Raw genomic sequence first — 12718 nt, 5'->3', positions numbered from 1 at the left:
AGACGGCAACCATCAAGCGGCGGGAAACGGGGGAACCGCAACCAGAACCGCAACCAGAAACGACCACAACCTCACCCCGAACCCCAGGCCCCAGGCCCCAGGCCCCAGGCCCCAGGCCGCACACAGACCCCACCCAGCCCCCACACCGGAATTAACCAACAGCATCGATGATGAACTGGGCCCCTGCTCGTCGGCCCCAGCGCCCCGACTAGTCCAGGGCCCCGTTCCCGGTTGCGGGACCGCGCGAAGACCCGGCGGAAGGACAGCAGGGCCAGAGTGAGCCAGCACAGGTCGGCCAGGAGCATCAGCCCGACCGAGGCCAGGACCGTGGCAGCGGGCACGCCCGCCTCCACCGCCCGTACCGCGGCCCGCCCGGGTTCAGGCGGAGCTCTCGGGCCCCTGCCATTTCTCACGGACGAACTTGTCCACGTCGTAGGGCATCAGGTTGAGCGGCGGCCCGGGGACGACGCTCGCGTTCATCTCCCGAATCTTCTTGTTGAGCCCCTCCAGGAGCTCGCGCACCCGCTTCTCGGTCCTGGCGGTACGCGCCTCGACCAGGGTTTCCTGTGCTTCCCGGCGCAGCTTGAGGGTGGGCGGAAGCAGCGACACGTTCTCGCTCTTCAGCTTCCTCTTGATCCACCAGTTCTCGTCGTAGGGCTTATCGATGTCGGGGATCGGCTTGCCCGCGCCGGGGAGGTCGTCGAATTCCCCTCGCTCCCGGGCCTCCCTGATCTGGATGTCGATCCATGACTCGAAGCTCGCGCCGGGTGGTTTGCGCTCGGTCATCGAACAACCTCCTGGGGTTGGGGACTCTGCTCCCATGATGCGGTAGGCCCCCGGAAAACGTGCGTGACCCCAGCAGCGGACTGCCCTAGCGTGGACCCCGAACCAACAACCCCGCATCACCCCCACAGCGGCGACACACGGAGAACGGTGAGCATGAACCACGCCCCCACACGCCGACTCGGCACCTCCGACCTCGAGGTCTCCCCGTTGAACCTGGGCGGCAACGTCTTCGGATGGACGGCGGACAAGGCCGCATCCTTCGCGGTCCTGGACGCCTTCCGCGCCGGCGGCGGCAACTTCGTGGACACCGCGGACTCCTACTCGGCCTGGGCCGAGGGCCACACCGGCGGTGAATCCGAGCACGTGATCGGCGCCTGGCTGGCCGACCGCGGCCACGACGACATGGTGATCGCCACCAAGGTCAGCCAGCACCCGGACTTCAGGGGGCTGTCCGCCAGCAACGTCAAGGCGGCCGCCGAGGCCTCCCTGGGGCGGCTCGGGTTGGAGACCATCGACCTCTACTACGCCCACTTCGACGACGCCGAGACCCCGTTGGCCGAAAGCGCCGAGGCCTTCTCCGCACTGGTCGACGAGGGCAAGGTCCGGTACGTGGGCCTGTCCAACCACAGCCCGGACCGCATCCGCGAGTGGCTGGCGCTCTGCGACCAGAACGGGTGGCACCGCCCGGTGTGCGTGCAGCCCCAGTACAACCTGGTCGAGCGCGGCATCGAGAAGGACCTGGTGCCACTGGCCCAGGCGGAGAACCTGGCCCTGCTGCCCTACTTCGGGCTGGCCCGTGGTTTTCTCACCGGGAAGTACCGCCCGGGCGCCGCCGATGACAGCAGCCCTCGTGCGGGCAGGGCCCGCGCCTACCTGGACGGCCCGCGCGGGCCGCGGGTGCTGGCGGTCCTGGACGAGATCGCGGCCGAGCGCTCCGCACAGCTGTCCACCGTCGCCCTGGCCTGGCTGGTCGAGCGTCCCGGTGTGACCTCGGTGCTCTCCAGCGCCCGTGACCTGGACCAGCTGGAAGGGCTGCTGGCACTGAGCGACCTGCGCCTGACCGCCGAGGAGACCGCCAGCCTCGACGAGGCTTCCGCCTGATCCCCGCGCGCCGGTGAGGCAACGGGCGGGGATCACGCCCCGCCCGGGCCCACCCGCTCAGGGACGGTCGGCGCTCACCACCACGAACGGCAGTCCGACGAACAAGCGCCCCTGCGCCGCCCGCAGCCGCTGCTCGTCCAGCCACCTCCGGACCCGCTCCTCAGCGACCGTCCCCGCCCTCTTCACCCTCGCCGCGATCTGGGCCAGGAAGGGCAGGACCTCGTCGCTAGTGAACACGAACAACGCACCCTCCGCCTCGACCCCGGTGAACCCCGCAGCGCGCAGCTGCTCCGGCTGGCGGCGCGGAGCGCTCGGGTGGGTGACGGCATCGGCACTGGCGTGGACGACCTCCCTGGTCAGTTCGGGGTCGTCCGACTCGATCATGAAGGCGTCCCAATCCTGACCGATGAGGACCACGCGCCCACCGGGGGCCAGGACCCGATACGCCTCGGCCAGCGCCCGCGCCGGGTCCGGGACAGCGTGGAACAACCGCTCCGCCCGGTAGGCCCGGGCGGCCCCGTCCGCCAGTGGCAGAGCCCCGGCGCCCGCCAGAACGAACTCCCCTTCGGGGTGGCGCCGGCGAGCGGCGTCGAGCATACGCGCGTCGAGGTCGAGGCCGATCGTGCGCGCCCCGTCCCCGTCGATCTCGGCGACGGACAACCCCGCCCCGCAGCCCACGTCCAGGACCGTGTCACCGGGTTCGTACCGCAGGAGACCGCGCACCCGGGCGCGTAGTTCCCGAGCCCGGGGCTGCTGCTCGAAGCCATCGAGCCGGGCGAGCAGCTCGTTCACGTCATATCGCGCGGGGGTGGTCATAGGGCGATCCTCCCGCTTGTGCCGATCGCCCATCAACCCGTGGAAGATCCGGCCAGGTCGGGGGGACGGGCCCCCGCCCGAGAACAGCGGCTCCGGACCACTGGTGTACCCGGCGGTGAACTGCTTCCCGAAACCGGTTTCGCCCAGCCGCGCGCGAACGCGCTCCGTGATCCGGTCCACGTCGCCGCGTTCGGCCTTCGGCAACGGCACTCCCACCGACTCCCGGGCCGCCGCGGCCGTGCCCAGCAGGCGGGCGGCAGCCTCGTCCTGGCCGCTGAGTGAGCGCGCCCCGGCGATCCTCTCCAGGCCGAGAGCCACCGCTCGGGCGTCCCCGGTCCCCCGGGCCGCGGTGAGCCCTTCGGTGTGCAGTTCGAACGAGAGGTCGGCGTCACCGCGCAGCTCGGCGACGAAACCGAGTTCGGCCAGGGCCAGCGCGGCCCCGGGCAGCCAGTCGACCCGCACTGCCCAGTCCGCCATCTCCCGAATGTGCGCCTCGGCCTCGTCGAGATGACCCTGGCGGCGTGCGGACAGGCCGAGCCCCATCCGCGCGTACTGCGTGTTGGCGATGTCCCCCTGGCCGCGAACCAGCGCCAGCGCTCTGCCGTGCAAGGCGTCCGCGCGTTCGAAGTCCCCTTCCAGCAGGGCGATCCGGCCGAGCCCAGCCACCGCACCGGAGGCCTCCACCCACAGTTCCAACCGCTCGGCGGCGCTGAGGGCGGACTCGCGTAGACGGGTGGCCTCCGGGTAGTCGCCCCGGACCTCGGCGAGCACGGCGAGGGTGATCTGGGCGAACATCCGCCCCCAGGCGTCCCCGAGTTCCTCGAACAGGTCGAGCGCTTCCTGCGCCTGCTGCCCGGAGCGTCGCAGTTCGCCGCGCCCCAGGGTGTGCGAGGACTGCGCCACCAGGGACGCCGCAAGCCCCCACGTGTCCATACGCGTGCGGAAGGTCTCCTGCGCCTGGTTCACGAGATCCTCACTGACCTCCTGGTCGGCCCGGCTCTGCAGCACGATCCCGAGCAGCAGCGCCGAACGTGCGCGTTCGAGTGGAACGTCCTCCCCGGGAGAGGCTTCCACTCCGTCGAAACCCCCGAGCACGGCGCCGACCCTGGCCGCGTGGTCGTCCTCGGAGCCGGTGAGTATCGAGAACGCCAGGGCCATGGCCTCGCCAGCCACCGACAGCGAGGACGGCTCCGAGGGGGTGCCGGTCCTCCGGGCCCGGGCCAGGAACCGGTCCCCCTCCCGGTACTGTCCGCGCAGGTACCAGTACCAGCACTGCGCTCCGGCCAGCCGCAGGGCCGGTTCGGCGGCCCCGCGGTCGGCGAAGGTGTCCAGTGCGGCGCGCAGGTTGGCCTTTTCCTCGTCCAGACACCGCACCCCCTCCTCCTGCGCGCTACCGAAGAGAGTGGCCCGCGCGCGTTCGGCGAGTCCGGTGTAGTGCAGGGCGTGCCGGTACTCGACGTCCTCCGCTTCCCCAGCCTCGTGCAGGCGCTGGTAAGCGTATTCGGCGATGGACTCCAGTAGGTGGAGGCGGCGGCCTCCGCGCGGGGCGTCGGCGGCGACCACGAGGGAGCGGTCCACGAGCCGGGTGAGCAGGTCCAGGACCTCCTCCGGGGCCAGTTCCTCCTCGGTCCCGCCCGAACACACTTCTTCGGCATCCTCCGCGGTCCACCCTCCGCTGAACACAGCCAGGCGCCGCAGCAGGATCCGTTCGTCCCGGTCCAGCAAGTCCCAGCTCCAGTCGATGATCGCGCGCAGGGTGCGCTGGCGCAGCGGGAGGTGGCGCTGGGCGGTGGCCAGGAGACGGAAGCGGTCGTCCAGACGGCACAGGACCCCGCTGAGGCCGAGGGTCCGCACACGGGTCGCGGCGAGTTCGAGGGCGAGGGGGATGCCATCCAGGCGGCGGGTGAGCAGGGCGATGTCGGCGGCGTTGTCGTCGCTGAGCGCGAAACCGGGTGCGGAGGCGGCGGCCCGGGCGGTGAAGAGCCGGACGGCGCTCGACCGGCGGATCAGCTCGGGGGCGGCGTCCGCGGGCGGGACCGGCAGCGGGCCGACCGCGTGGAGGGTCTCGCCGGGAACGCCGAGGGGTTCGCGGCTGGTGGCCAGGACCCGGAGTCCGGGCAGCCGGGCCAGGAGGGCACCGACCAGCTCCGCGACCGGATCGATGAGGTGCTCGCAGTTGTCGAGCACCAGGAGGACCTCCTGGCCTTCCAGTGCGTCCACCAGGCGTTCGAGGGGCGCGCGGCCGCCGCGGTCACGGACGCCGAGAGCGTGGGCGAGGGTCTCGGCGGGGTCGGAGACCAGGGCCGAGGCGGGCTCGCCGGGCTGGGTTCGCTGGACCGCGAACTCCACCATACGGACACCGTCGGCAGGGACCGTGTCGAGCTCGTGGGCCAGGGCAGTGGCCAGGCGCGTCTTGCCGACCCCGCCGAAGCCAGTGAGCGTCACCAGGCGCGCGGCCTCCAGCAGCGAGCGGACCCGCCGCATGTCTTCTTCCCTGCCGAGGAGTTCGGTGAGCGGCAGGGGTATCCGTGGCCGTAGCGAGGGTTCGGGATCGGGGTGGGGTGCGCGGGCAGGCGGGGAGGCCTTGGCCGGCTCGGAGTGGCGCTCCCCCAGGGGTTCCTGGCGCAGAATCCGGCTGTGGAGTCCGGCAGCCTCGGGGCCGGGGTCGATGCCCAGTTCCCCGCGCAGACGTTCGGCCAGGGCCGTGTACGCCGCCAGGGCGTCGGCCTGGCGGCCGTCCTCGTACAGGGCGCGCATGTGGGCGGCGACCAGGCGCTCGCGCAGCGGGTGCACGGTGATGAGTTCCCGCAGCACGTCGGTGACCTGCCGGTATTCGCCGAGGTCGAGTCGGGCGAAGGCATGTTCCTCCACCGCGGCCAACCGTTCCTCCTCCAGTCGGGTGCGGGCGGGTTGGCTGAACCCGTCGTCGGCGAGGTCGGCCAGTGCGGGGCCGCGCCACAGGTCAAGGGCTTCGGAGAGCAGGTCGGCGCGGGTGCGCGTTCGCTCCTCGGTGCGGGCGGACGCCACCAGGGCGTGGAAGCGTCCGGCGTCGACGGCCTCGGCGGGGACGTCGAGCAGGTAGCCGGGTGCACGGAACCGGACCAGACCCCGAGCGCCGGGTTCGGCCTCCTCCAGGGCACGGCGCAGCGCCCACACCTTGCGTTGCAGGGCGCGTTCGGGGCTGCGCGGGTGTGCGTCGGCACCCCATACGTCCTCCACCAGGCGGTCCGCGGAGACCGGGTGGCCGCGGTGCAGGACGAGGTCGGCGAGGAGGGCGCGGACCTTGCGCTCGGGGATAGCGATTTCGGCGCCGCCGGTGGTCCAGACGGCGACCGGTCCGAGTACACCGAAACGCATGCCCTCACCGTACCGAGTGCGGACCGAGTGCGGGGGACCCGAGTGTGGGGTCAGCAAGGAACACCAAGGCCCGAAAGAAGGAGCGTGGCACCCGTGCACAGCGAAGACCCCGTCCGGCTGTCCCTGATCATCGGCAGTACCCGTGAGGGCAGGTTCGGCCCCACCGTCGCCCGTTGGTTCCTCCGGTTGGCCCGTGAGTACCGGGGCGTGGAAGTCGATGTGATCGACCTCGCCGACACCGAACTGCCCGACCGCATCGTCGAGGAGTCTCCACTGCCCGCGCAAGTCGCGGAACTGGCGCCCCGGCTGGCCGAAGCCGACGCCTTCGTGGTCATCACACCCGAGTACAACCGCAGCTTCTCCGCCCCGCTCAAGACCGCGATCGACTGGTTCCACGAGGAGTGGGCCGCCAAACCGGTCGGGTTCGTGTCCTACGGCGGGGTCTCCGGCGGCATGCACGCCGTCCAGCACCTGCGTTCGGTCTTCGCCGAGCTCCGGGCCACCTCGATCCGGGAGAACGTCTGCTTCCCCAACTACTGGGACGGGTTCGACGCGGACGGCAACTGGCCCAAGGACGCCAAGGGCAGCGCCGAGGCCGCGGGCGACCTGCTCGACGAACTCACCTGGTGGGCGCGCGCCCTGCGCACCCACCGCGCTGCCGAGCCCCTGACCTCCTGACCAGGCGCCCGACCGATCCCCGCACCCCCACGAACTCCGGAAAGGCCACCATGACCACGCACGTACCCACCGTCCAGCGCGCGAGCCCGCGCACCTGGGTCGCATTGGCGATCATGACACTGCCCGTCTTCATGATGGCCAACGACGTCTCCGTCCTCTTCCTGGCGCTCCCCGCGATCAGCGCGGACCTGCAGCCGCAGGCCACGCAGTCCTTGTGGATCCTGCACGTCGGTGAGCTTCTCGGCGCGGGGCTCGTACTGACGATGGGCCGGCTCGGTGACCGGGTGGGGCGGCGGCGCCTGCTGCTCATCGGTCTGGCCGCCTACGCGGTGGCCTCCACGATGGCCGCGTTCTCGCCCAACCCCGAAACCCTCATCGTGGCGCGGGCCCTGATCGGGGTATCCGTGGCCACCATCTCCCCGTCCACGTTCTCGCTGCTGCGGCAGATGTTCCCCGACCCCAAGCAGTTCTCCCTGGCCGTGGCGATGAACCTCAGCATGTTCTCGGTGGGTATGGCGCTGGGTCCGCCGCTGGGCGGGCTGCTGCTCACCTACTTCTGGTGGGGCTCGCTGTTCCTGGTCAACGTCCCGGTGGCGCTGTTCGCACTGCTCACCCTGCCGTTCCTGCTGCCCGAGTACCGGGACCCGGGCGCGGGCCGGCTCGATCCGCGCAGCGTGCTGCTCTCCACCGTCGCGCTGGTGCTCGTGGTGTACGGACTCCAGGAACTGGCCGCTCAGGGTGCGCGCCCGTCGCTGCTGACCGCGGTCGTGGTGGGTGCGCTGCTGCTGTGGTTGTTCGTGCGCAGGCAGCGGCGGTTGGCCGATCCCCTGTTGGACCTGGGGATGTTCGCCCGGCCGGTGTTCGCCGTGGCGATATCGCTGAGCTTTTTGATGCTGCTCGCGGCGTCCGGGGCCGACCTCTTCCTGGTGCAGTTCCTCCAGTCCGCGCTGGGCCTGTCCCCGGGTGTGGTGGGGCTGCTGCTGATCCTGCCCGCGGCAGCGTCCTTCGTGAGCACGATGCTCACCCCGGTGCTGATCCGGTTCATGAGTTCGGGGGCGGTGGTCGGGTCCGGGATGCTGCTGGCCGCTGTCGGGCTGGTGGTCGTGTTGTTCGCGGCCGGGAGCGGCACCGTGTGGGCGCTGATGCTGGGGAGCACGCTGGTGTCCGTGGGCGGTGGTCCGGTGATGACGCTCGGCAGCCAGCTGGCGCTGTCCAGTGTGCCGATGGAGCGGACCGGGTCGGCTTCGGCCATGGGCGACGTGAGCAGCGGGCTGGGGCAGACCCTGGGTCTGGCGCTCATGGGCAGTCTGGGGTTGGCCGTGTACCGGATCAGCCTGAGCGGTTCCCTCCCCGAGGGCGTGTCCTCGGCTCAGGGGGACGTGGCCGGGGACAGCATCGGTGGGGCGGTCGCGGTCTCCGAGCAGGTGGGCGGTTCGGTCGGTGCGGCAGTGCGCGAGGCGGCCGGGTCGGCCTTCGGCCTGGGACTGCAGGTGACCGCCGGGGCCGGGGCGGTGCTGCTGTCCGTGGCGGCACTGGTGGTGCTGGTGTTGTTGCGGGGGCACCGGGCCGACCGGCCGGAGGAACCGGAGGAGGGCGGGTCAGGTGATACCGCCTGATTCGCGGGTATTCACGTAGGGTAATCATGTGACTTCGATGGGCCATTGCGCCTGTCCAGCCGAATCCACGGGGGACGACACCACATGAGCACCGACTTTCCCGAAGGCCCCGGCGGTCCAGGTAGCCCGGGCGGTCCGGGCGGCCCCCAAGGACCGGGCAGTCCAGGCGGGCCAGGCGGGCCAGGAGGTCCGGGTGGCCCTGGAGGTCCCAGCGGTCCGGGCGGCCCCGGGGGCGAGCCCGGTTCCTTCGACGAGTTCCTGGCCCGCTTCCTCGGCGGGTCCCGCGGTCCCGTCCGCCGCGTCGACCTGTCCAAGCTGATGAGCCCCGAAGCCCGCCAGGTGGCCGACGCCGCCGTCCGGCGCACCCTGGAGAGCGGCGGGGCCGACGTCGACTCCGTCCACCTGCTCTGGTCCCTGCTGCGCTACCCGCCCGTCCGCGAGCTCCTGGCCCGCACCGACACCGACCTCGCGCCGCTGGAGGACGTGGTCGGCCAGGCCGTCGCCCAGGCCCCGCGGTCGGTGCGCGGCGGCGCGGCCCGGCTCACGCCCGCCGCCAAGCGCACCTTCCTCGACGCCCTCCAGATCGCCCGCGCCACCGGCAGCTCCAGCATCACGCCCGAGCACCTGCTGTTCGCGCTGGCGGTCAACCCCGACGCCCCGGTCGGCCAGCTGCTGCGCGACTCCGGGCTCACCCCGCAGGCGCTCCAGAAGGCCGCCGGTCCGGCGCCCACCGGGGAACAGACCGAGCCGGAACCATCCGACACCCCGCATCTGGACGAGTTCGGCACCGACATGACCGCGCTCGCCCGCGAGGGGCGCCTGGACCCGGTGGTCGGCCGCGAGGACGAGGTCGAACAGTGCATCGAGGTGCTGGCCCGGCGGCGCAAGAACAACCCTGTGCTCATCGGGGACCCGGGGGTGGGAAAGACCGCGATCGTGGAGGGCATCGCCCAGCGCATCTTCGACGACGACGTCCCCGAAACCCTGCGCGGGCGCCGCCTGGTCCAGTTGGACCTGTCCGGGATCGTGGCGGGCACCCGCTACCGGGGCGACTTCGAGGAACGGCTCAACGCGATCGTGGACGAGATCCGCGCGCAGTCGGAACAGCTGCTCATCTTCATCGACGAGATCCACACCCTCGTCGGGGCGGGCGCGGCCGAGGGGTCCACCAGCGCCGGGAACATGCTCAAGCCCGCGCTGGCCCGCGGTGAGCTGCACATCATCGGCGCGACCACCGTGGACGAGTACCGCAAGAACATCGAGAAGGACGCCGCCCTGGAGCGCCGGTTCCAGCCGATCCAGGTGCCCGAGCCGTCGGTGGCGGACACCGTCGACATCCTGCGCGGCCTGCGGGACCGTTACGAGGCCCACCACCAGGTGCGGTTCAGCGACGAGAGCCTGGTGGCGGCGGCCGAGCTGTCCGACCGCTACGTCACCGACCGTTTCCTGCCGGACAAGGCCATCGACCTCATCGACCAGGCCGGTGCGCGGGTGCGGTTGCGACTGAAGACCTCCAGCTCAACCCTGCGCGAGCTGGAGAAGAAGTGCAAGGACCTGGAGGAACGCAAGGAGAAGGCGGTCCAGGAGGAGGACTACGAGAAGGCCTCCGCGCTGCGCGACGAGATCAGCGCGGCCAAGGGCAGCATGCACCAGGCGCGCGGTACCGGTTCGGCGGTGCCCGAGGTGGGCCCGGCCGACATCGCCGAGGTGGTCTCGCGCAGCACCGGCATCCCGGTGACCCAGCTGACCCAGGAGGAGCGGGAGCGGCTGGTCAACCTGGAGGAGGTACTGCACGACCGGGTCATCGGCCAGGACGAGGCGGTCACCGCGGTCTCCGAGGCGATCCGCCGCAACCGCGCGGGGCTGGGCGACCCGGACCGGCCGGTGGGGAGCTTCCTGTTCCTGGGGCCGACCGGTGTGGGCAAGACGGAGCTGGCCCGGGCGCTGGCCGAAGCGCTGTTCGGCTCCGAGGACGCCATGGTCCGGATCGACATGAGCGAGTTCCAGGAGCGGCACACCTCGAGCCGCCTGACCGGTGCGCCTCCCGGGTTCGTGGGGTACGAGGAGGCCGGTCAGCTCACCGAGGCGGTGCGGCGGCACCCGTACTCGGTGCTGTTGCTCGACGAGATCGAGAAGGCCCACTCGGACGTGTTCAACCTGCTGTTGCAGCTGCTGGACGACGGCCGGCTGACCGACGGCCAGGGCCGGACCGTGGACTTCCGCAACACGGTGGTCATCATGACGAGCAACCTGGGCTCGGAGGTGATCACCGGCGGCGGCCCGATGGGGTTCAGCGCCAACGGCCAGATGGACCCGGACACCGAGCGCCGCGTGATGCGCCGGTTGAAGGAGGAGTTCCGCCCGGAGTTCATCAACCGCATCGACGAGGTCGTCTTCTTCCCCCAGTTGGGTGAGGCGGAGATCGGTCAGATCACCCGGTTGATGCTGGAGCGGACCGAGCAGCGCCTGCGCGCCCAGGACATCCAGGTGCGGTTCACCGACGAGGCGGTCCGGTGGCTGGCCCAGCGCGGCTACCAGCCGGAGTTCGGCGCCCGCCCGCTGGCCAGGACCATCCAGCGCAACGTGGGCAACCGGCTGTCGCGGATGGTCCTGGACCGCCGGGTGGTCTCCGGCGACCACGTGGTGGTGGACGTCAACGGGGAGGACGAACTCACCATCGCCACGGTGCCCTCCTTCTAGGCAAGGACCGCTTCTGCGGCAGACGCCGTCCGACCGGGGATCCTCGTTTCTTTCGGGGATCCCCGGCCCGCTGTAGTCAGTGCGGGATCACGGCGACGGGCCAACGTGGCCGGAAGAGGGGCCCTCGTTCCCGGCGGACCCGTCCTCGGCATATGTGCGACCATCCTGCGTCAGCACGCGCTCCGCGGTCCGGCTTCGGCGGTGACTCCGCCGAGATCGTCGGTGATGGACAGCTCCCCCTCGGAGGAGGACGAGGAGCCGGTGTCGAAGCCGTTCCAGTCGGACCCGGCGACCAGTTCGAGGGTCTGCTCCAGGCCCTCGACCTCCTCGGTCACGGCGTTGGTGAGGGAACCGGCGAGCAGCTCGGCCGCGGCCTCCGCACCTGGACCGTGGTAGACCGTGGTCGCATCGGGAACCCGCAGTTCGGGATTGCCCGTGCCGGTGACCGTGTAGCCCTCATTGACCAGAACCGCCTGGATCTCCAACGCGAGACCATCGATCCCGGTGTTGTTCAACACCTCGACCGAGACGTCGGAGGGGTCGGCAGCTTCCTCCTCAGACTCCTGACCGGAACCATCGTCTTCCTCTCCCCCCGTGAGGTCCACACCGTTGTTGATCGCCCCGAACAGCTCCGAGGCCGCGGGCTCGCTCAGGATGATGCGGTTCTCGTTGTCCGGGTGAACGCCGTTGGGGACGGTGACGAACTGGATCCGATCCAGGTCGACCTCGCGCATGGAGATGGCGATGTCGGCCATCGTGTTGACGGTCAGGCCCTCGTCGGTGGTGATGGAGTCGGTCACCGCGCCGAGGAAGTTGGTGATGGTCACGGGGCTGGTCATCACCTCGCTGCTGAGCACCTCGCGCAGCATGGCGCCCATGAACTCCTGCTGGCGGTCGATCCGGGACAGGTCGCTGCCGTCACCCTGGGCGTAGCGCGAGCGCACAAACCCCAGCGAGTCCTCGCCGTCCAGGGTCTGCAACCCGGCGTCCAGCTTCAGGTGCGCCTTGACGTCGTCGATCGGCTCGGGGATGCACATCTCCACCCCACCGATGGCGTCCACCATGTCCTTGAACCCGGCGAAGTCCATCACGACGAAGTGATCCAGGTGCACCCCGGTGACCTGCTCGACGACCTTCCACTGGCAACCCACCCCGCCGAAGTTCATCGCGGAGTTGATCATGCCGTGCTGCGCCGACATGCCCTCGTACCCCTCCACCGCCTCACAGGCGGGCAGGTCGACCATCAGGTCACGGGGCAGGTTCACCAGCGTGGCCGCACCGCTGTCCACGTTGATGCTCGCGATGAGCATCGTGTCGGGCCGCTCACCCTCGGCGTCGCCGTAGTCAGCGTTCTCCCCCGAGCGCACGTCCGAACCGATGATCAGGAGGTTCATCACCCCCTCAACGCTGGTGGGCCGGTCCCACTCGTCAGTGTCCACCTGGGCGGTCGTGATGTTACCGATCAAGCCCTGGTACCAGCCGTAACCGCCCAGACTGGCGACGATGACCAGGGCGGTGGCCACGCAGGCGACCCGCTGCCCGATGGACAGCCGGGCGGACGGCCGAGGGGATGGCGAACGTGGCAACGTCGGACTCCGTACTTCTCGTTCCAAGCGGACCCGGTCAGCGTGCCAGGGCTTTCTGAGCCGTTCCTGAAACAAGCT

7 protein-coding genes are annotated in these 12718 nt (G+C 70.8%); 4 read left to right on the top strand and 3 right to left on the bottom strand.

All coding sequences use genetic code 11. The features are described from left to right. Positions 1-378: 378 nt before the first annotated feature. Positions 379-786, bottom strand: coding sequence for a DnaJ family domain-containing protein (locus tag D457_RS0130225; RefSeq protein WP_017584404.1), 408 nt, complete (start codon positions 784-786; stop codon positions 379-381). Between the two features lie 153 nt (positions 787-939). Here D457_RS0130225 and D457_RS0130220 point away from each other — a divergent pair, with 153 nt between their 5' ends. Then, a complete protein-coding gene (locus D457_RS0130220; protein WP_017584403.1) occupies positions 940-1887 on the top strand; it encodes an aldo/keto reductase in 948 nt (315 codons plus the stop codon). Positions 1888-1944: 57 nt separating this feature from the next. On the opposite strand, the gene D457_RS37635 is transcribed toward D457_RS0130220, so the two are convergent. Beyond that, a complete protein-coding gene (locus D457_RS37635) occupies positions 1945-6060 on the bottom strand; it encodes a BTAD domain-containing putative transcriptional regulator (RefSeq protein WP_017584402.1) in 4116 nt (1371 codons plus the stop codon). Positions 6061-6144: 84 nt separating this feature from the next. Between D457_RS37635 and D457_RS0130210 the strand changes: the two genes are divergently transcribed. The 3 genes from D457_RS0130210 (at position 6145) to D457_RS33785 (ending at position 11054) form a co-directional block, all read left to right on the top strand. Further along, positions 6145-6738 (top strand): NADPH-dependent FMN reductase, encoded by a 594-nt coding sequence (locus tag D457_RS0130210; RefSeq protein WP_017584401.1) that lies wholly within the window; start codon positions 6145-6147, stop codon positions 6736-6738. A gap of 50 nt (positions 6739-6788) precedes the next feature. Continuing rightward, the gene (locus D457_RS0130205; protein ID WP_017584400.1) at positions 6789-8354 is read left to right on the top strand and encodes an MFS transporter; all 1566 of its coding nucleotides are present in this window, start codon (positions 6789-6791) and stop codon (positions 8352-8354) included. Positions 8355-8438: 84 nt separating this feature from the next. Further along, positions 8439-11054 carry an ATP-dependent Clp protease ATP-binding subunit gene (locus D457_RS33785; protein WP_239646260.1) on the top strand — a complete coding sequence of 872 codons (2616 nt, stop codon included), beginning with the start codon at positions 8439-8441 and terminating at the stop codon, positions 11052-11054. Between the two features lie 170 nt (positions 11055-11224). Here the strand turns inward: D457_RS33785 and D457_RS0130195 are convergent, their stop codons facing one another. After that, complete coding sequence (locus tag D457_RS0130195) at positions 11225-12640, bottom strand: LCP family protein (RefSeq protein WP_026117180.1); 1416 nt, start codon at positions 12638-12640, stop codon at positions 11225-11227. Positions 12641-12718 lie beyond the last annotated feature (78 nt).

Source organism: Nocardiopsis valliformis DSM 45023, from assembly GCF_000340985.1.
Classification (GTDB): domain Bacteria; phylum Actinomycetota; class Actinomycetes; order Streptosporangiales; family Streptosporangiaceae; genus Nocardiopsis; species Nocardiopsis exhalans.
This window is presented reverse-complemented; position numbering and strand designations above follow the sequence as displayed.